A 17,771-nucleotide genomic window follows, 5' to 3' on the forward strand; every position below is an offset into this window, starting at 1 on the left:
GATGCCCGAGCGCAGTGGCGTGACCCTGGGCCTGGCCGAGCTCATCGAGATGCGCCACCGGGTGGTCGAGGTGCAGCTGTTTTCCGCCGCCGGCCGCCGCAGTCCGCTGATCGGCCTGCATCACTCGCGCCTGCGCGGCCGGGGCGTGGACTTCGACCAGGTGCGTGCCTACCAGCCCGGCGACGATGTCCGGGCGATCGACTGGCGCGTCACCGCCCGTACCCGTGAGCCCCATACCAAGCTGTTCCACGAAGAACGGGAGCGACCGGTCTATCTGCTCCTGGAGCAGAGTCCACGCACCTTCTTCGGCACCCGCGAGCAATTCAAGTCGGTGCTGGGCGGGCGCCTGGCCGCCCTGATCGGCTGGGCGGTGCTGGAGCACAACGACCGCATCGGCGGCATGATCTTCGGTGGCGAGCGATTGCACGAGGTACGTCCAAGGCGCAGCAAGCAGAACCTGCTGCGCTTCTTCGATCATCTGATCAACGCCAATCGGGCCCTGCAGGACCCGGCGCTGGCCCAGGTGCCACGTATCACCTTCAACCAGGTGCTGCGGCGGGCCCGGGAGGTACTGCGCCCCGGCAGTCTGGCCCTGGTGATCTGCGACGAGCGCAGCCTCGACGTGGCGACCGAGCAGCATCTCACCCTGCTTTCCCGGCACAGCGACCTGGTGCTGCTGCCGCTCTCCGACCCCCTCGACCACGAACTACCCCAGGCCGGGCTGCTGCGCTTCATCAGCGGCGGCGCCGAGGTCGAACTGGATACCGATCGCGCGGACGTGCGCCAGGGCTACGCCGACCAGGCCGCGCAACGCCGCGAGCGCTGGACCGAACTCAGCCTGCGCCTGGGCATTCCGTTGCTTCCTTTGTCCACCGCCGACGACCTGGTGGAGCAACTGCGCCACCAGTTGCGCCAGCATCGTCCGGGGTATGCCTCGTGAATCCCGGCGTCGCCAATCTGGAGCCGTTGCGGCTGCCGCCGGAGGTGCCCTTCTGGCCACCCGCACCGGGTTGGTGGCTGCTGGTGCTGGTCGCACTGGCCCTGGGCTTCTTCCTGCGCCATCGCCATGGCCGGCGCCCACTGGTTTCGGCACCAGTCGCCGAGCAGACCAGCGAAGCGGACCTGCGTACCACCGCGCTGGCCGAGCTGGCCCGCCTGCCCCGCCCCTATGGGGCCCCAGCCGGCCCCTGGTTGCAGGCGCTGAACGCCCTGCTCAAGCGACTGTGCCGCGCCAGCTATCCGGACCAGATCAGCCAGACCCTGAGCGGTCGCGATTGGCTGGCCTTTCTCGACTCGCGCTGCCCGGCGGCAGGACTGACGCGTTACATGATCCTGGTGGACGGCGGCTACCGCCCCGACTGCCGTCTGGAAGACCGTACCATCGACGGGCTGCAGGATGCGGTCGCCACCTGGATCCGCAAGCATGTTTGAGTTCGCCTGGCCCTGGCTCTGGCTGCTGGCGCCCCTGCCCTGGCTGCTGCGCCAACTGCTGCCCGTTGCCGACAGCGGCCAGGCGGCGCTGCGCGTGGACTTCCTCGGCGAACTCCAGCACCTCGGCGGCCGCTCGACCCGCCCCGGTAGCCTGACCGGCGTACGTCGCCTGCTGCCCTTCCTGCTGGGCTGGTTGTTGATCCTGGCGGCGGCGGCACGCCCGCAATGGGTCGGACCGCCCCAGCCGCTGGACGTGAGCGGCCGCGACCTGCTGCTGGCGGTGGACGTTTCCGGCTCCATGGACACTCCCGACATGCAGCTGGGCGACGAGAACGTCAGCCGCCTGACGCTGGTCAGGCAGCTGCTCGGTCGCTTCATCGACAGTCGCCAGGGCGACCGCGTCGGTCTCATCCTGTTCGGCTCCCAGGCCTATCTGCAGGCACCCCTGACCGCCGACCGCCGCACCGTGCATGCCCTGCTGGAAGAAGCCCAGATCGGGCTGGCCGGGCGCAACACCGCGGTGGGCGACGCCGTAGGGCTGGCGGTCAAGCACCTGCGCAAGCGTCCCGACAACAGCCGTACCCTGATCCTGGTCACCGATGGCGCCAGCAACGGTGGCGTAGTGACGCCGGAGGTGGCCGCCACCCTGGCGGCGAGCGAGCGGGTGCGGGTCTACACCCTGGGCATCGGCGCCGAACCCGACACCCTCGCCGGCGGCACGACTTCGAGCGATCTCGACGAGCCCATGCTGCGGCACCTCGCCGAACTCACCAACGGCGCCTACTTCCGAGTGCGCTCCAGCGCAGAGCTCGCGGCGGTGTCGCGCCAGCTGGATCGTCTCGAGCCCATCCGCCAGCAGCCCGACCACGCGCGCCCCACCAAGGAACTCTACCCCTGGCCGCTGGCCCTGGCGCTGCTGCTCGGCCTGACCCTGACCCTTGCCCGCCTGCCCCTGCCCGACCACTGGCGCCGCCTGGGACGCCGGCGATGAGCGACTGGCTGCCGCTGTTCCTCCGCCCGGCCTGGCTGCTGGCGCTGCTGCCGGTCGCCCTGGCGCTCTGGGCGCTGCGCCGCCGTCGCCATAGACATGGCAACTGGCAGGCCCTGCTGCCCCCGGCGCTGCAACCCTGGCTGCTCAGCGACAGCGACCGGCAACGTTCGCCACTCGGCCTCGGCCTGCTCGGCGCCACGGGCGTCCTGGCCTGCCTCGCCCTGGCCGGGCCCAGCTGGCAAGAAGGTGAACAGCAGAACTTTCGCCGCGATGACGCCCTGGTGGTGGTGCTGGCGCTGACCCCGGACCTGCTCGCCACGGACGTACCGCCCACCCGCCTGCTGGCCGTGCAGCGCAAGCTGCAGGATCTGCTGAAGGCCCGCCAGGATGGCGAGACCGCCATCGTCGTCTACGCCGGCAGCGCCCACACCCTGGTACCCCTAACCGACGACCTGCCGACCATCGACAACCTGCTGACGGCCCTGCGGCCCTCGATCATGCCGGTGCCCGGCCAGCGCGCCGACCTGGGCATCGCCCAGGCCCTGGAATTGCTCGGCCCGGCGCCGAGCGCCGGCGCCCGGCTGTTGCTCATCGCCAGCGAACTGGACAGCCGCGAACGCCAGGGTATCGAACGGCTGTTGCAGGGTCGCCTGCGCCAGCTGGCGATCCTCGGCCCCGGGACACCCCAGGGCGCCCCGGTGGCCGCCGAGACCGGCAATTACCTGAGCGATGCCGCTGGCGGCATCCGCATCGCCCGCCTGGACGAGGGTCAGTTGCAGGGCTTGGCCCGCGAACTGGGTGGGCGCTATCAGCGCCTGCAACGCGACGACCAGGACTTGCGCCGGCTGGGCCTGCTGGACCGCCCCGACGAGGTCCGCCTCAGCGCCGGCCAGGGCCCCACCGGCTGGCGCGACCAGGGCTACCTGTTGCTCCTGCCGCTGCTGGTGCTGGTGGCCTGCGGGGCACGGCGGGGCTGGCTGCTTTGCCTGCCCTTCTGCCTGCTGCTGACGCCGCCACCGGCCCAGGCCGGTGGCTGGGACGACCTCTGGCAGCGACGCGACCAACAGGCCATGCAGTTGCTGAGCGACGACCAGGCTGCCGTGGCCGCCGAACGTTTCAACGATGACCGCTGGCGCGGCGTGGCGCTCTATCGCAGCGGCGACTACGCCGCCGCCGCCGCGGCTTTCGCCCACGATCCGTCGGCGGACGGCCACTACAATCGCGGCAACGCCCTGGCCATGGCCGGTCGCTACGACGAAGCCCTGAAGGCCTATGCCGCTGCCCTGGTGCTGCGCCCGGACCTGGCGGCGGCCATGCGCAATCGTAATCGCCTGGAGCGCCTGCTCGCCCAGCGTGCAGCCGCCCAGGCCGAAGCGGCGGCGCGGCGCCAGAAAGCTCAGGCGACCGCCACCAACGCCAAGGCCGACGAACCGAGCAGCGCCAGCAGCAGCACACCCGAGACCGCCGCGGCCAGCCCCCAATTCCAGGCTCAGGCCGGCGCGGACTGGCTGGTCATCCCCAGCGCGGTCGACGATCCCCAGCAGGAAGAACAGCGCCAGGCCGCCGAGCAATGGTTGCGGGAGATACCCGACAATCCCGCCGACCTGCTGCGCCGCAAATTCTGGTACCAGCAGCAACAACGCGAGGAGACCGCGCTGCAATGAAGTCCCATCCGTTGCTCGTCGCCCTCGTCCTCACGGCGCCGCTCGCCCAGGCCGCCGATCTCAGCGCCCGCCTGGAGCGCAGCCAGCTCAGCGAGAACGAGACCCTCGAACTCATCCTGGAAACCACCGATCCCGCCCAGTTCGGCAAGCCCGACCTCGCCCCGCTGGACCAGGACTTCAAGGTGCTGGGCGTCCGCCAGAACAGCCTGCCACCCGGCGAACGGGTGACCACCCGCTGGAGCGTGACCCTGCAGCCCAAGACCAGCGGCGCCCTGACCATTCCCGCGCTGACCCTCGACGGTGCCCGCAGCCAACCCCTGAGCGTTACCGTCGCAGCGCCTTCCGCCAAGCGCCACAGTCGCGAACCCGTCTACCTGGAGGCGGCGGTGGACAGACCGCGGCTGTACGTCCAGGCGGAAACCATCCTCACCATTCGTCTCTACCATGCGGTAGCGCTCTACGACGACCATGTGCTCACGCCACCCAATCCCAGCGACGCCCGCGTCGACCTGCTGGGTACGCCCCAGGTCTACGAACGCGACGTCGACGGGGTGCGGCACGGAGTGATCGAATGGCGCTACGCCATCCATCCGCTGCAGAGTGGCGCCGTGGTCCTGCCACCCCAGACCTTCAGTGCGACCCTCGCCGGCGGCATCGACGACAGCTCGAGGGCCGGCCAGCCGATCCAGCTGCGCACCCCGCCGCTGACCCTGGACGTCCAGCCGCAACCCGCCAGCTATCCACCGCAGACACCCTGGGTTCCCGCGCGCAGCCTCAGCCTCACCCAGCAGTGGAATCCCGCACCCGACAGTGCCCGCGAAGGCAGCGCCCTGACCCGGACGCTGCAGGTCCGCGCCGAAGGCCTGGCGCCGAGTCAGTTGCCGCCCCTGGTGCTGCCCGAGGTGGAGGGCATCAAACGCTATGCCGAGCAACCACGCCTCACGACGCAAACCCAGGCCCGTGGCCTGGTCGGCCTGCGCGAGGAACGCATCGCCCTGATCCCCACCTCCCCGGGCGACAAGGCACTGCCACCCGTGGAAGTCGTCTGGTGGAACACCGAGACCGACACCTTGGAGCGGGCGACCCTGCCGGCGCAGACCCTGGCGGTGGCGGAGGACCCAGCCGTGCAGACCGCCAAGGTGGCGCCCCCGGGCAAGGCCAGTCCTGTCGAGTCCGGGCTGTGGCGCTGGCAGTTGGCGACGGCCATCCTCGCCCTGACCACCCTGCTCGGCTTCGGCCTCTGGTGGCGCGCCCGGCGTCAACCGGCGGTACTGCCGACGGTGCCGGACGTGGATAGCCGCCTGCAGCGCGAAGAACTGCGCCGCGCCTGCCAGAGCAACGATCCCCATGCCACCCGCCATGCATTGGACGCCTGGGCCCGGCAGCAGCCGGAGACCCTGGCGGCCATGGGCGCCCGCTTCGAACCCCTGGCCGCGGCCCTCGACGACCTAAACGGCGCGCTCTACAGCGAAGCCGGCCAGCGCTGGCAGGGCGAAACGCTCTGGCAGGCGATCAACGCCCTGCCGCCACTGACGCCCGAAGCCATCCACGACAAGCTGCCGCCGCTCTATCCGCGCTGAGTGCCCTCCTCCAAGCGCGCCAGACGCTCTTCGAGGGCCGCGATCCGGGCTTCCAGTGCGTCCAGCCGCCCTTCGCGACCGCCCGCGGACGCCCCGCCCTCACTGGCACTGCCCAGCTGGGCGACCTGGGCATCGCGCTCCGCCAGCGTACCGAACAGATGCAGATAGCGCTCCTCGCGCTGCCCGGGTTGGCGCCCGAGGCCAGTGGCCAGACCCCGGGCGATCAGGCGCTCCAGGTGATGGCGCACCTGCTCGGTATCGTCGAAGGCGTGCAGGCGGTTGCTGCGGGCGAGCAACTCACCCAGTGTCTGGGGACCGCGCAGGAACAGCAGCGCACAGAGCACCCACTGGGGCGGTGGCAGCTCCAGGGCCTTGTCCAGCCGCTGCTCCCAGCGATCGGCACGACTGCCCATGACCAGGCGCGCCAGGCCGCGCTCTTCCAGGCGCCGCAGGGCCTGGCCCACCTCGCCAGGGGTGAGGTTCAGCACCGGTTCGCGACTGGTCTTCTGGTTGCAGGCCAGCGCCAGCGCATTGAGCGTCAGGGGATAGGTTTCCGGCGTGGTCAGCTGCTTTTCGATCAGGCTGCCGAGCACGCGGATCTCGGCGACCTCGAGCGGTTCTTCGGCGAAGGCTGGGGTGACGTCTTGGCTCATGGCGAACTCCGCGAGGATGACGCGCCAGCCTAGCCTGCCCTCAGCGCTGTCGCCACTGCGGCAGACCGATCAGCACTACGGCACCGACGATGACCAGCATCGCCAGCAGCTCCGCCAGGCCGATCCGCTCACCGGCGAACAGCGTCCCCAGCAGTACCGCCACCACCGGATTGACATAGGCGTAACTAGTGGCCGCCGCCGGCCGCACCCGGCCCAGCAGATAGAGATAGGCACTGAAGGCGATCAGCGAGCCGAACACCACCAGGTAGCCCAGCGCCAGCCAACCACCCAGCGCCGGCCAATGCTGCAGGCGCTCGCCACTGAGCCAGCTGACCAGCAGCAGTCCGGCGCCCGCCACTAGCATCTCCACGGCACTGGCCATGGCGCCCTTGGGCAATGGCAGGTAGCGGCTCCAGATCGAGCCGAAGGCCCAGGCCGCTGCCGCGAGCAGGATCACCGCCGCGCCCAGGGGCGTCGCGCTCATGGTCTCGCCCAGGTTTAGCAAGGCGATACCGAGCAGGCCGAGGGCTATGCCGGCCCATTCCAGTCCGGTATTGCGGTGGCCCCAGAAGAGGCCGAACAACAGGGTGAACAGGGGCACCGTGGCGATGGACAGGGCCGCGACTCCCGAGGTCACGCCCCAGTGCTCGGCCAGGGTCACGCCACCGTTGCCGATCCCCAGCAGGAGCACGCCGATCACGCCAGCCGCCAGCGTTTCGCGCCGCGTTGGCCAGGCCGCGCCGCGCCAGCGCAGCCAGCCCAGCAACAGGGCGCCGGCCAGGGTGAAGCGAAGCCCGGCCATCAGCAGTGGCGGCCAGTGGGCCACGCCGAGGCGGATCACCAGGTAGGTGGAACCCCAGATCACATAGAGCGCGAAGAAGGACGCGAGCAAGGGCAGCCAGGTGGGCAGGCGGGGCGAGGCGGTCGAGGGCAAAGCGGAGGTGTCCATGTGCGAGAAGGTCCCAGGGTGTCAGGCTGACATTGTAGAAGTGCGCCCTGAGACGACTAAGATAGAGTCAACGGAGAAAGGGCCCCAGCGGGCTTGGGTTCTGCGGTATTTCAGGAAAACGCCCTTCGATTCGAAGGCCAAGGAGCAGAGAGTGGACCACATCGATCGACGCCTCATCGACCTGCTGCTGGTCGATGGCCGTGCCAGCTATGCCGAGCTGGGCCGGCGCCTGGGGCTCTCCGCCCCGGCCATCGCCGAGCGGGTCGCCAAGCTGGAAGATGCCGGCATCATCACCGGCTACGGCGCGCGCATCGACCGCCGCGCCCTGGGCTACGGTACCGAGTGCCTGATCTCACTGCGACTGCACAGCACCAGCCACGGCCAGGTGTTCAAGAAGCTGGAGGCCATTCCGCAACTGATCGCCTGCCACCGGGTCACCGGCGAGGACTGCGCCATGCTGCGTGCAGCGGTACGCGACATGGTCGAGCTGGAGGCCCTGCTCGACCAGTTGATGAGCTTCGGCATGAGTCACACCGTGGTGGTGCTGTCGACGCCCTTCGAACGTCCGCTACCGCCCGCGTCTAGCTGACCGCACCCATGAAAAAGCCCTGACCTCGCGGTGCCAGGGCTGGTCGGACACGACGCCTCAGATGAAGGAGTCGTCGTCGCCATTGTCGTCGAAGAAGCCACCGCCGCCGGTGTCGCCATAATCGGCGGCATCCTGGAAGCCACCGTTGTCCTGGACATTGCCGGCATCCTGGAAACCACCGCCATTGTCATAGCTGGCGTTATCGGCCCAGGCATCCTGGGAACCGCCGCCGGCGAGACCAGGATCGGTGGCTGGCGTCTCGTTGATGACGTTGACGATCTCCTCGGGCTGGGAATGATGGAACAGCCCCGAGATGGCCTGGGCGGCCAGCACACCGCCTGCTACGCCAGCGGCGGTCTGCAGCGCTCCCCCCATGAACCCCCCCATGCGCGACGGCGCGGCCTGGGGTGCGGCATAACCCGGTGCCGGCTGGCCATAGCCGGGTGCGGGCTGGGCATAACCGGGGTTGGGCTGGCCGTAGCCGGGACGAGGCGCTGCCGGACCAGGGTCGTTCCAGCCACGCGACGGCGCGGCGTTACTCGCAGGACTCGCAGGCGCCTGGGCGCTGGAGGACTGGCCACCACCGAACAGGCTGGAAAGAAAGCCACCGCTGCTGGGCCGATTCTGCTGGACCTGGGCCATCTGGCTCTCCAGCTCCTTGACGCGCTGGTCGAGCCGCTTGATGGCAGCCTCCTGGATCAGCATCGCCTGGGCCATGTAGTAGGGCGCGGCCGGCTGCTCGCGCAGGCGCTGCTGGATCAGCGCCTCGGCTTCCCGGTCACGGGGTGCGGTCTGGGCCTCCGTGGTCTTGAGACGGTCGAACAGACCCTCGATCAGCTGGCTTTCTTCGCGTTGCATGGTGACCCTCCCGCAGACGGTCTACTGGACGGCGTTCCTCTCGCGGAACGGCCTGGATGTCGAAAGGCGCATACACCGGCGCCGCTGTTCCAGATAATGGCGGACCAGAGCCTTTTCAAGGCCGACCGTCGCTGCGTTCAGCGCGGATTCAGCCTGGCCCGGGTCGGCGTCCATCTCCCATCTGAAATGAGCGCGCTCGCGGGAGTTCCTGAGCACCGCCGCGGCTGGACAATCGGCCAGCGCTGCGGGACGCTGGCGACTTTGCGCGAGGCCTGACCATGCCGCCACTGCTCCTCCTGATCGACCAGCAACAGGGCATCCGGTCGCCACACCTGGGACCGCGCAACCATCCCGACGCCGAACGGCACATGGCCGAACTGTTGGCGGCCTGGCGCCTGGCGCGAGCGCCGCTGGCTCACGTCCGGCACCTGTCGCGCAGTCCGAGCTCGGTGTTCTGGCCCGGTCGGCCAGGCGTCGAGTTCCAACCGGAGCTGGCGCCCCTGCCTGGAGAGACGGTGTTCGACAAGCAGGTGCCCGATGCCTTCGCCCACAGCGGTCTGGAGCGCTGGTTGCTACAACGCGGCATCGAGGAGGTGTTCATCTGCGGCGTGGCCAGCGAGAACTCGGTGGAGGCCACGGCGCGCAGCGCCGGCAACCTGGGCTTTCGCACCTGGGTGGCGGAAGACGCCTGCTACACCTTCGCCAAGGCCGACTTCGCCGGACGCGCCCGCAGCGCCGAGGAGGTCCACGCAATGGCCATGGCCAACCTGCACGGCGAATACGCCACCGTCACCACTGCCGCCGCGCTACTCGAACGCCTGCGAGCAGGTGGATCCGCCTGCTAGACTGCCGCCCTGCCCGTTTGGAATAGCTGCATGAACCCCGTCGATATCCTGCGCGACTCGCTGGTCTTCTTCGCTCGCAACCTGCGTCCCCTGGCCGTCCTCACCCTGCCCTGGCTGTTGCTCGAATCCCTGCTGCGCTACCAGGTACTGGAGCGTTTCGGCGTGAGCAACGGCCTCTGGGACATGCTGGTCAGCCTGCTGTGCTATCCGCTGTACACCGCCTCGCTACTGATCTTCCTGGAGGCGCGTACCCAGGGCAACACACCGCGCCTGAGCGGCGTCTGGGGGGCAGCCCTGCTGCTCTGGCCACGCTTCGCCATCCTCGCCGCCCTGACCTCGGGGCTGGTGATGCTGGGCTTTTCGCTGTTGATCGTCCCCGGCTTCCTGATCATGACCGTGCTGGCCTTCGCCGAGAACCTGCTGGTGCTGGAAGGACGCGCGCCGCTGGACGCCTTGCGCGGCAGCCTGCGCATGACCCGCGGCCATTTCTTCACGCTGCTGGCCTGCATCCTGGTCACGGTATTGCCGGCCTGGCTGATCGACGCCTGGATCGCCCAGCACTTCGCCAAGGTAGCAATCCCGGAGATCGCCTTGCAGACCCTCTCGGGCCTGCTGCAGTTGATCCCCAGCATCGCCGTCTATCGCGTGTACATGCTGGTCAGGCCCAAAACCTGATCGGCGTTACCACATCAGGTCGTCGGGTACCTGATAGGCGGCGTAGGGATCGTCCGGGTCCGGCTCGCCGCTCTGCACGTTGAGCAGCACCACCCGCTTGGGATCGCGCTCCTGGATGCGCTCGGCAGTCGCTCGTGGCACCACCTCGTAGCGCCCTTCGTAGCGCACGATGGCCAGGCTGCCCTTGCTGAGCTTGTCTCTCATCATGACGTTGACCGACAGGCGCTTTACCTTCTTGTCGTCGACGAAGTTGTAGTAATCCTCGGTGGTCAGCCTGGGCAGTCGGCTCGTCTCGATCAACTGCTTGATCTGCGCCTGCTCGGCCTTGCGCTTCTTCTTGTCTTCCTGGGCGCGATTGAGCTCCTGGTCCTTGGCCAGTTTTTCCGCCTGGGCCTGCTGGACGGCCAACTCCTGAGAGCGATCCTTTTCCGCCTGCCCGCGGTGCTCCATGCGGTTCTGCTTCTGCTTCTGCTTGACGGCCTGCTTGGCCTGCTTTTCATTGACCAGCCCGGCTTTCAGCAGCTGGTCGCGTAGGGACATGCTCATCGATACGACTCGTCTAGATCATCCAAGAGGACGCAGCCTTGGAGCGGCCGCGCGCCAGGGTGTCCATCCTGCGCAGCCGACGAACCGAGTGCAAGCCTTTCACGGGGGTGAAATAATGATCCCATTACCTATCCGCCCCTGGTTCGGGCGCTGCCGATCAGAATTCTGCCCATGATTACTCTCGCGATCGTCCTGCTCTTCGTCGCCAGCGTGCTCTTCGTCCACCTTCGCGGACGCGCACGGCTGCCCTTCCTGCGCCAGCTGGTCAACCACTCGGCGGTCTTCGCCCCCTACAACGCGCTGATGTACCTGTTCTCCAGTGTGCCCTCCAAGCCCTACCTGGATCGCAGCCGCTTCCCGGAGCTGGACGTGCTCAAGGACAACTGGCAGGAAATCCGCGTCGAGGCGCTGCGCCTGTTCGACGAGGGCTACATCCGCGCCGCGGAGAAGGACAACGATGCAGGCTTCGGCTCCTTCTTCAAGAAGGGCTGGAAGCGCTTCTACCTGACCTGGTACGGCGAACCCCTGCCCTCCGCCCAGACCCTCTGCCCCCGCACCGTGGAACTGGTGCGCCAGATACCCAACGTCAAGGGCGCCATGTTCGCCCTGCTGCCAGGCGGCAGCCATCTGAATCCGCACCGCGACCCCTTCGGTGGTTCGCTGCGCTACCACCTGGGCCTGGCCACGCCCAACTCGGACGCCTGCCGCATCTATGTCGACGGCCAGCCGTACGCCTGGCGCGACGGCGAGGACGTGATGTTCGACGAGACCTATGTGCACTGGGTGAAGAACGAGACCGACCAGACCCGCGTCATCCTCTTCTGCGACGTCGAGCGGCCGCTGCGCAACCGCTTCCTGACCCGCGTCAACCAGGCGGTGAGCCGCTTCCTCGGCAGCGCCACGGCGCCACAGAACGTCGAGGGCGAGCGCGTCGGCGGCATCAACCAGGCCTATGCCTTCAGCAAGAGATTCGGCGATCGCATCGGCGGTGGCGTGAAGAAATTCAAGCGGCGCCATCCCAAGGCCTACCGCATCGCCAAGCCGGTGCTGGCGGTGCTGGTGGTGATCGCGCTGTATCACTGGATCGTCAGCTGAGGCTGATGGTCCTGCGCTAGAGATGTCGAGAGGCTGACGAAGCGTAGCGAGGAATGGTTCGGCGGGTGCGCACGGCGCGCCGGAAGGTTACCGGGCTCGTACCTGGTGTGGTGTTTCAGAAGTTACCTGCACAATTTTGGCGGCGCTTTTTCGGCCGCAGCGGCGGACCGTCTAGGCGTTGTTGCCACTCCTCGCCATAGCCCTGCTATGACTCGTCGCGGCGCCTAGCCCAGGTCAAAAAATCACTCGCCAATTCTTGCGCGAACTTCTGAAACACCACACTAGGGTGTTGGCATCCGAGCACTGCAGGCGCACCTGTCGGGCGGATGCTTGGTAGCGCTGCTGGTCGCGCTTAGCCCGAACGCTGCTGGCGCTGCTTGTGCAGTCGCGTCACCAGCTCGGCCTCGGCCTGGGATAGTCCGCAGGCCTGGGTGAGATCGTCGGCGCTGGCGCCGAGTCCCACCAGACGGGCGGCCTGGGAGAACGACAGGCTGGTAGGGTCGCTTTGCTCGATCTGGGTCAGGCGATCGGGCAAGGGCGCCACCATCTGCGCCAGGCCCTGGACCTGCTCCCCCATCCGCACCTGCCCCGCCTGGTAGGTTTCCAGGCGCTTGAGCAGCATCTGCATGCGCTTGTCGACCAGGGCATCCCGCTCGGCCTGTTTCGCCAGTTGCTGGCGCTGGCGTTGCCAGAGCAGCCAGCAACAGCCGCCGAGACCGGCACAGGCCAGCCCCAGCGCGACGCTGAGCAGGATGAGCCCGACGAGCATCAGATGCTTTCCAGCTCCGACCACTCTTCTTCGGTCATCAGCTTGTCCAGCTCGACCAGGATGAGCAGCTCGCCATTCTTGTTGCACACGCCCTGGATGAACTTGGCGGACTCGTCGTTACCCACGCTCGGCGCGGTCTCGATCTCGGATTGCCGCAGGTAGACCACCTCGGCCACGCTGTCCACCAGGATACCCACGACCTGCTTGTCGGCTTCGATGATGACGATGCGGGTGTTATCGGTGACCTCGGTGGGCAGCAGGCCGAAGCGCTGGCGGGTGTCGATCACCGTCACCACGTTGCCGCGCAGGTTGATGATGCCCAGCACGTAGCTAGGAGCACCCGGGACCGGGGCGATCTCGGTGTAGCGCAGGACTTCCTGGACCTGCATCACGTTGATGCCGTAGGTCTCGTTGTCCAGGCGGAAGGTGACCCATTGCAGGACCGGATCTTCGGAACCCTGTGCGGACGTTTTTTTCATGTTCCCTAGCCTCGTCAATTACCGCACGTGCGGCGAAGCGGGCGAACCCGCTGGTTAGTTGCGGCTGGCAGGCACCTTACCGACGGCTGCCAACCACCTGTTCCGCGAGCGCCGCCACATCCAGCAGCGCGCACATCTGATCGATCACCGTACCGGCCAGCCATGGGCGATTGGTCCGTTGGTTCCGCCATTTGACCTCGGCCGGGTCCAGGCGTACCGAATGGCTGACGCCATGCACTGCCAGCCCCCAGTCCAGGCCTTGCAGCGATATCACGAATTTCAAGCCTTCGCGATAGTCGTCGCGATAGCGCTCGGGCATCACCCAACGCGCCGTATCGAGCACGCGCAGGTTACCGGCCTGGCAGGGCAGCAGCCCCAGGAACCAGTCTGGCTGACCGAACAGCGGCGTCAACTCTTCGTCGGTCAACGGATAAATGGAGCCCAGGCAGACCAGGGGAGCCGCCAGCGTCAGACCGGCCACGTCGAACAGCAGGCACTCGAAGGGCTCCTCGCCCCACTCAGGACGCTCGTCCAGGCGCACCGCGTCAGGCGGCAGGCCCTCCGCCAGGGCGGGCTGAACCGGCGCGTCGACACCGAGGGGGATGCCCTCCACCACCGGACGGGCCGGTTCGACTGCCGGCGCCAGTTCAGGCACGCGCCAGTCCAGCTCGATGTCGGTCTCCGGCGCTACGGTGGGCAGGACCGGAGGCAGCACCACGTCCGGCAGACTCCGCTCGGCCAGGGCAACGGCGGGCCGACGGGGTGCCAGCGGCACGACCCGGGGCTGCCGCGCGGCATCGCGTTCGAGCTCCTCGCGTACCGCCGCGGCGAATTCGTCTTCGCTGACGCTGACGACCGGCTCGGCGGTCGCCATCACGGGCGCCGCGACCGGCACGCTCTCGGCGGTCGGCAGCTCCAGGAACGCGTCCAGCAGCAGGGCATCGAGATAGCCCTGGAGGACACGCTGAGGACGGTTGTCAAGGGACGTCGGTTGGCTCATGGCGATCTACGTGGGTTGATTGTCCAGCCTATCGGCCGGCACGAGGGAAAACTTGAATCAGGCGACCTGGGTACTGGGCGCTCCATCGAGCAGATGCCGCAGCAGCGCTCGATAGGCGATCACGCCTCGGCTGTTGGCCTCGTAACGCGACGGTACCTGTCCGGAACGACTGGCATCGCGCAGGCGGGTATCGATGGGAATGAATGCCTGCCACAGCCGCTGCGGATAGGTATTGCGCAGCACCTTGAGGGTTCCGATGGACGCCTGGGTACGACGGTCGAACAGGGTCGGCACGATGGTGTACGGCAGCGCCTGCTTGCGCGAGCGGTTGATCATGGTCAGGGTATTGACCATGCGCTCCAGGCCCTTGAGCGCGAGGAACTCGGTCTGGGTCGGGATCACCAGGTGCTGGCTTGCCGCCAGGGCATTGACCATCAGCACGCCGAGCAACGGCGGGCTATCGATCAGCACGTGGTCGAAGTCGTTCCACAGCTGCGCCAGGCTCTTGGAGATCACCAGGCCCAGGCCGCTCTGGCCAGGCGATTGACGCTCCAGGGTCGCCAGGGCGGTACTGGACGGCAGCATCGACAGCTGCGGATGACTGGTGGGCAGCAGCAGCCGCTTCGGTAGCCCCTCGGGCACCTGGCCACCATGCAGGAACAGATCGAAGGCACTGTGCTCGAGGCTATCCGGATCCTGTCCGAAGTAGCTGGTCAACGAACCGTGGGGATCGAGGTCCACCAGCAAGACGCGCTTGCCCTCATCGCCGAGCAACCCGGCGAGGGCAACGGTGGTGGTGGTCTTGCCTACCCCACCCTTCTGATTGGCGACAGCCCAGACTCTCATGTGCAGACTTCCTCCCGACGACACGGCCAGCCGGGTCAAGGTACCGGCTTAGCGGCCGGCGACGAAGATTTGACGGGCGCCACCACCGGCGCCGATTCTCCAGGCGATGCTGCAGATTGTGTGCCAGTCGACGAATTTTGCAAGGTGCTCTGCGGACGGAACAGGTTGAGATTACGCGAAATCAACAGGACCACCCGCCGGTTGCGTGCCCGACCAGCCTCACTGTTGTTGTCCACCACCGGCTGGTAGGCGCCGTAGCCCACCACGGCGAGCCGCTGTGGGGCGATGCCGTTGCCGATCAGCAGCCGCACGATGCTGGCCGCCCGGGCTGCGGAAAGCTCCCAGTTGGTGGGATAGAGCGTCGTGCTTATGGGACGGTCGTCGGTATAGCCCTGTACCTGGATCGGATTGCTGAAGGGCGCCAGGATCTTGGCCACCTTCTCCAGCAGGCCGAAGGCCGGATTGCTCGGCAAGGCATCGCCGCTGGCGAAGAGCAGGTTGGAGCTGAGCTCGATCTCCAGCCACATTTCGCTGGCCCTGACGTTCAGCTGATCACCGGCGATGAGGTCGCCGAAGGTCGCGCGCATGCTTTCGGCGATCTGCTGCAGGGGATCGCCCGCCGATTTGCTGGCGCTTTGCTCAGCGTTGGTCTCCACTGGCGTGGGGCTCGCCCCGGTTGGGCGCTGATCACCGATGGGAATGGGTTTGATCGAGCGCTCCGGCTGGCTGAAGATGCCCGACAGGCTGTCCGAGAGCACCTTGTACTTGCTCTCGTTCAGCGAGGAGATGGAATACATCACCACGAAGAAGGCAAACAACAGGGTGATGAAGTCTGCATACGAAACCAGCCAGCGTTCGTGGTTCTCGTGCTCTTCGTGACGGCGGCGGCGAGGCATGCGACGTCCTCTAATCCAGGAAACCTTGCAGCTTCATTTCGATGGAACGGGGATTCTCGCCTTCGCCGATGGACATCAGTCCCTCCAGCAACATTTCCCGATAGCGCGACTGCTGCAGGGTCAGTGCCTTGAGCTTGTTGCCGATGGGGAGCAGCAACAGGTTGGCGAAGCCGACGCCGTAGATGGTAGCGACGAAGGCCACGGCGATGCCGCTGCCCAGTTGTGAAGGATCGGCCAGGTTCTGCATGACGTGGATCAACCCCATGACCGCTCCGATGATGCCGACGGTGGGCGAATAGCCGCCCATGGCTTCGAAGACCTTGGCGGCCGCGAGGTCATGATCCTCCTGGCCGTAGAGATCCACTTCCAGGGTGCTGCGCAGGGCTTCCGGCTCGGTGCCGTCCACCAGCAATTGCAGGCCCTTGGCGGCGTAGGGATCGCCTTCCCGAGCAACCAGCGGCTCCAGCCCCAACAGGCCTTCCTTGCGCGCCACGGTACTCCAGTTGACCACCTTGCGGATGCCGCCGGTCATGTCCAGGGGTGGTGGCGTGAACACCCATACCAGCATGGTCAGGGCGCGGCGCAGTACCGGCAGACGGGTCTGCAGCAGTACCGCGCCCAGCGTGCCACCCACCACGATCAGCGCCGCCGGGCCATTGGCCAGGGCACCGAAGGACCCGCCTTCGAGCAGGTTGCCACCCATGATGGCGGTGAAGGCCAGCAGGATGCCGATGAGACTCAGCACATCCACGCTCAATCGCCTTCTCGCGAGCGCAGGCCTGCCGTCACGAACAGGCCTCGCTCAGGTACTTGCCGATGTCATCCAGGCCGTAGATGGCGTCGGCCAGGTTGGCCTTGGCGATGGCCATGGGCATGCCGTAGATGACGCAACTGGCTTCGTCCTGGGCCCAGATCTGGCTGCCGGCCTGCTTGAGCATCCGCGCGCCCTCACGGCCATCGGCGCCCATGCCGGTGAGCACCACCGCCAGCACCTTGTCGGCGTAGGCCTTGGCCGCGGAACCGAAGGTCACGTCGACGCAGGGTTTGTAGTTCAGGCGTTCGTCGCCGGGCAGGATCTTCACCATGCCCCGACCATCCACCATCATCTGCTTGCCACCGGGTGCCAGGAGCGCCAGGCCCGGACGCAGCTGGTCGCCGTCCTCGGCCTCCTTGACGCTGATGCGACAGAGCTTGTCCAGGCGTTCGGCGAAGGCCTTGGTGAAGGCAGCCGGCATGTGCTGGATGAGCACCAGGGGAGCCGGGAAATTGGCTGGCAGTTGCGTGAGCACCCGTTGCAGCGCCACCGGGCCACCGGTGGAGGTACCGATGGCCACCAGCCGATAGTGCTTGCGCTTGGGCGGGGGCGACGCGGGACTGGCGGGCGCCTGGGCGGCACCCGCGGGAATCGGTGCCGGACGCGCGGCCGGACGCGCGCCGGCCGGCGCGTTCGCCGCCGGAGCCGGCGTGACGGGCGCGACACTGGGCGCCACGGCGAAGCGCCGATTGGAACGGGCGATGTGGTGGATCTTCTCGCACAGCAGCTTCTGCACGCTGGCCGGATTGCGCGAGATGTCCTCGAAGTTCTTCGGCAGGTAGTCCACCGCGCCGGCATCCAGGGCATCCAGGGTGACCCGGGCGCCTTCGTGGGTGAGCGAGGAGAACATCAGTACCGGCGTCGGACACTTCTGCATGATGTGGCGGACGGCGGTGATGCCATCCATCATCGGCATCTCGTAGTCCATGGTGATGACATCGGGGCGTAGCGCCAGGGCCTGGTCGACCCCTTCACGTCCGTTACTGGCCGTGCCCACCACCGAGATGTTGGGGTCGGCCGCCAGGATTTCCTTGAGCCGACGCCGGAAGAAGCCGGAATCGTCCACCACCAGTACTTTTACCGGCATACGT

General features: G+C 67.5%; 20 protein-coding genes. 9 read left to right on the plus strand and 11 right to left on the minus strand.

The genetic code is table 11. The features are described from left to right. The first annotated feature begins 1 nt into the window (after position 1). The 5 genes from RND78_RS09600 to RND78_RS09620 are packed head-to-tail and all read left to right on the plus strand — an operon-like array spanning position 2 to position 5,666. The gene (locus tag RND78_RS09600; RefSeq protein WP_312728172.1) at positions 2-940 is read left to right on the plus strand and encodes a DUF58 domain-containing protein; all 939 of its coding nucleotides are present in this window, start codon (positions 2-4) and stop codon (positions 938-940) included. After that, complete coding sequence (locus RND78_RS09605; protein WP_312728174.1) at positions 937-1,431, plus strand: DUF4381 domain-containing protein; 495 nt, start codon at positions 937-939, stop codon at positions 1,429-1,431. Before RND78_RS09600 ends, RND78_RS09605 begins: the two co-directional genes overlap by 4 nt. Further along, complete coding sequence (locus tag RND78_RS09610) at positions 1,424-2,422, plus strand: VWA domain-containing protein (protein WP_312728175.1); 999 nt, start codon at positions 1,424-1,426, stop codon at positions 2,420-2,422. Before RND78_RS09605 ends, RND78_RS09610 begins: the two co-directional genes overlap by 8 nt. Continuing rightward, positions 2,419-4,086: a tetratricopeptide repeat protein gene (locus RND78_RS09615; RefSeq protein ID WP_312728176.1), complete on the plus strand. Its 1,668-nt coding sequence runs from the start codon at positions 2,419-2,421 to the stop codon at positions 4,084-4,086. Before RND78_RS09610 ends, RND78_RS09615 begins: the two co-directional genes overlap by 4 nt. After that, entirely contained in the window at positions 4,083-5,666 is a 1,584-nt protein-coding gene (locus RND78_RS09620; protein WP_312728178.1) for a BatD family protein, read from the plus strand. Before RND78_RS09615 ends, RND78_RS09620 begins: the two co-directional genes overlap by 4 nt. Here the strand turns inward: RND78_RS09620 and RND78_RS09625 are convergent. Together RND78_RS09625 and yedA are read right to left on the minus strand one after the other, a co-directional pair. Next, a complete protein-coding gene (locus RND78_RS09625) occupies positions 5,654-6,319 on the minus strand; it encodes a YceH family protein (protein WP_312728180.1) in 666 nt (221 codons plus the stop codon). The genes RND78_RS09620 and RND78_RS09625 overlap by 13 nt on opposite strands. A gap of 40 nt (positions 6,320-6,359) precedes the next feature. Further along, positions 6,360-7,268, minus strand: a complete 909-nt coding sequence (gene yedA / locus RND78_RS09630; RefSeq protein ID WP_312728182.1) for a drug/metabolite exporter YedA — start codon at positions 7,266-7,268, stop codon at positions 6,360-6,362. Positions 7,269-7,419: 151 nt separating this feature from the next. On the opposite strand from yedA, the gene RND78_RS09635 reads away from it, so the two are divergent. Beyond that, positions 7,420-7,857, plus strand: coding sequence for an Lrp/AsnC family transcriptional regulator (locus RND78_RS09635; RefSeq protein ID WP_312728183.1), 438 nt, complete (start codon positions 7,420-7,422; stop codon positions 7,855-7,857). Positions 7,858-7,914: 57 nt separating this feature from the next. On the opposite strand, the gene RND78_RS09640 is transcribed toward RND78_RS09635, so the two are convergent. Continuing rightward, the gene (locus RND78_RS09640) at positions 7,915-8,715 is read right to left on the minus strand and encodes a DUF2076 domain-containing protein (protein ID WP_312728185.1); all 801 of its coding nucleotides are present in this window, start codon (positions 8,713-8,715) and stop codon (positions 7,915-7,917) included. 278 nt (positions 8,716-8,993) lie between these two features. Here RND78_RS09640 and RND78_RS09645 point away from each other — a divergent pair, with 278 nt between their 5' ends. Together RND78_RS09645 and RND78_RS09650 are read left to right on the plus strand one after the other, a co-directional pair. Continuing rightward, entirely contained in the window at positions 8,994-9,560 is a 567-nt protein-coding gene (locus RND78_RS09645; protein ID WP_312728187.1) for a cysteine hydrolase family protein, read from the plus strand. 30 nt (positions 9,561-9,590) lie between these two features. After that, positions 9,591-10,235 (plus strand): YciC family protein, encoded by a 645-nt coding sequence (locus RND78_RS09650; protein ID WP_312728188.1) that lies wholly within the window; start codon positions 9,591-9,593, stop codon positions 10,233-10,235. A gap of 6 nt (positions 10,236-10,241) precedes the next feature. Here the strand turns inward: RND78_RS09650 and RND78_RS09655 are convergent, their stop codons facing one another. Then, positions 10,242-10,781: a DUF2058 domain-containing protein gene (locus tag RND78_RS09655; protein ID WP_312728190.1), complete on the minus strand. Its 540-nt coding sequence runs from the start codon at positions 10,779-10,781 to the stop codon at positions 10,242-10,244. 171 nt (positions 10,782-10,952) lie between these two features. Here RND78_RS09655 and RND78_RS09660 point away from each other — a divergent pair, with 171 nt between their 5' ends. Next, positions 10,953-11,876 carry an aspartyl/asparaginyl beta-hydroxylase domain-containing protein gene (locus RND78_RS09660; RefSeq protein WP_409457035.1) on the plus strand — a complete coding sequence of 308 codons (924 nt, stop codon included), beginning with the start codon at positions 10,953-10,955 and terminating at the stop codon, positions 11,874-11,876. A 352-nt stretch (positions 11,877-12,228) separates the two neighbouring features. Here the strand turns inward: RND78_RS09660 and RND78_RS09665 are convergent, their stop codons facing one another. The 7 genes from RND78_RS09665 to RND78_RS09695 all read right to left on the minus strand — a co-directional run bounded on the left by RND78_RS09665 (position 12,229) and on the right by RND78_RS09695 (position 17,767). After that, a complete protein-coding gene (locus tag RND78_RS09665; RefSeq protein WP_312728191.1) occupies positions 12,229-12,645 on the minus strand; it encodes a DUF2802 domain-containing protein in 417 nt (138 codons plus the stop codon). Beyond that, positions 12,645-13,124, minus strand: a complete 480-nt coding sequence (locus tag RND78_RS09670; protein ID WP_058761264.1) for a chemotaxis protein CheW — start codon at positions 13,122-13,124, stop codon at positions 12,645-12,647. The genes RND78_RS09665 and RND78_RS09670 overlap by 1 nt, the downstream gene beginning before the upstream one ends. 76 nt (positions 13,125-13,200) lie before the next feature. Then, positions 13,201-14,124 (minus strand): chemotaxis protein CheW, encoded by a 924-nt coding sequence (locus RND78_RS09675; RefSeq protein ID WP_312728196.1) that lies wholly within the window; start codon positions 14,122-14,124, stop codon positions 13,201-13,203. 57 nt (positions 14,125-14,181) lie between these two features. Beyond that, on the minus strand, positions 14,182-14,970 hold the full coding sequence (locus RND78_RS09680) for a ParA family protein (protein WP_312728199.1): 789 nt from the start codon (positions 14,968-14,970) through the stop codon (positions 14,182-14,184). A 35-nt stretch (positions 14,971-15,005) separates the two neighbouring features. After that, positions 15,006-15,866: a flagellar motor protein MotD gene (motD, locus tag RND78_RS09685; RefSeq protein ID WP_312728201.1), complete on the minus strand. Its 861-nt coding sequence runs from the start codon at positions 15,864-15,866 to the stop codon at positions 15,006-15,008. Between the two features lie 10 nt (positions 15,867-15,876). Continuing rightward, positions 15,877-16,617, minus strand: coding sequence for a flagellar motor protein (locus tag RND78_RS09690; protein ID WP_312728203.1), 741 nt, complete (start codon positions 16,615-16,617; stop codon positions 15,877-15,879). A 34-nt stretch (positions 16,618-16,651) separates the two neighbouring features. Continuing rightward, positions 16,652-17,767 (minus strand): chemotaxis response regulator protein-glutamate methylesterase, encoded by a 1,116-nt coding sequence (locus RND78_RS09695; protein WP_312728206.1) that lies wholly within the window; start codon positions 17,765-17,767, stop codon positions 16,652-16,654. Positions 17,768-17,771: the final 4 nt, after the last annotated feature.

This window comes from Pseudomonas oryzihabitans, assembly GCF_032027545.1.
In the GTDB taxonomy this organism is placed as follows: domain Bacteria; phylum Pseudomonadota; class Gammaproteobacteria; order Pseudomonadales; family Pseudomonadaceae; genus Chryseomonas; species Chryseomonas oryzihabitans_F.

What these genes read in the sequence shown, in the direction of transcription:
- RND78_RS09600 (WP_312728172.1), top strand. Translation starts at nt 2, where the DNA reads ATGCCCGAGCGCAGTGGCGTGACCCTGGGCCTGGCCGAGCTCATCGAG.
- RND78_RS09610 (WP_312728175.1), top strand. Translation starts at nt 1,424, where the DNA reads ATGTTTGAGTTCGCCTGGCCCTGGCTCTGGCTGCTGGCGCCCCTGCCC.
- RND78_RS09615 (WP_312728176.1), top strand. Translation starts at nt 2,419, where the DNA reads ATGAGCGACTGGCTGCCGCTGTTCCTCCGCCCGGCCTGGCTGCTGGCG.
- RND78_RS09620 (WP_312728178.1), top strand. Translation starts at nt 4,083, where the DNA reads ATGAAGTCCCATCCGTTGCTCGTCGCCCTCGTCCTCACGGCGCCGCTC.
- RND78_RS09625 (WP_312728180.1), bottom strand. Translation starts at nt 6,319, where the DNA reads ATGAGCCAAGACGTCACCCCAGCCTTCGCCGAAGAACCGCTCGAGGTC.
- yedA (WP_312728182.1), bottom strand. Translation starts at nt 7,268, where the DNA reads ATGGACACCTCCGCTTTGCCCTCGACCGCCTCGCCCCGCCTGCCCACC.
- RND78_RS09640 (WP_312728185.1), bottom strand. Translation starts at nt 8,715, where the DNA reads ATGCAACGCGAAGAAAGCCAGCTGATCGAGGGTCTGTTCGACCGTCTC.
- RND78_RS09645 (WP_312728187.1), top strand. Translation starts at nt 8,994, where the DNA reads ATGCCGCCACTGCTCCTCCTGATCGACCAGCAACAGGGCATCCGGTCG.
- RND78_RS09650 (WP_312728188.1), top strand. Translation starts at nt 9,591, where the DNA reads ATGAACCCCGTCGATATCCTGCGCGACTCGCTGGTCTTCTTCGCTCGC.
- RND78_RS09655 (WP_312728190.1), bottom strand. Translation starts at nt 10,781, where the DNA reads ATGAGCATGTCCCTACGCGACCAGCTGCTGAAAGCCGGGCTGGTCAAT.
- RND78_RS09660 (WP_409457035.1), top strand. Translation starts at nt 10,953, where the DNA reads ATGATTACTCTCGCGATCGTCCTGCTCTTCGTCGCCAGCGTGCTCTTC.
- RND78_RS09665 (WP_312728191.1), bottom strand. Translation starts at nt 12,645, where the DNA reads ATGCTCGTCGGGCTCATCCTGCTCAGCGTCGCGCTGGGGCTGGCCTGT.
- RND78_RS09670 (WP_058761264.1), bottom strand. Translation starts at nt 13,124, where the DNA reads ATGAAAAAAACGTCCGCACAGGGTTCCGAAGATCCGGTCCTGCAATGG.
- RND78_RS09675 (WP_312728196.1), bottom strand. Translation starts at nt 14,124, where the DNA reads ATGAGCCAACCGACGTCCCTTGACAACCGTCCTCAGCGTGTCCTCCAG.
- RND78_RS09680 (WP_312728199.1), bottom strand. Translation starts at nt 14,970, where the DNA reads ATGAGAGTCTGGGCTGTCGCCAATCAGAAGGGTGGGGTAGGCAAGACC.
- motD (WP_312728201.1), bottom strand. Translation starts at nt 15,866, where the DNA reads ATGCCTCGCCGCCGCCGTCACGAAGAGCACGAGAACCACGAACGCTGG.
- RND78_RS09695 (WP_312728206.1), bottom strand. Translation starts at nt 17,767, where the DNA reads ATGCCGGTAAAAGTACTGGTGGTGGACGATTCCGGCTTCTTCCGGCGT.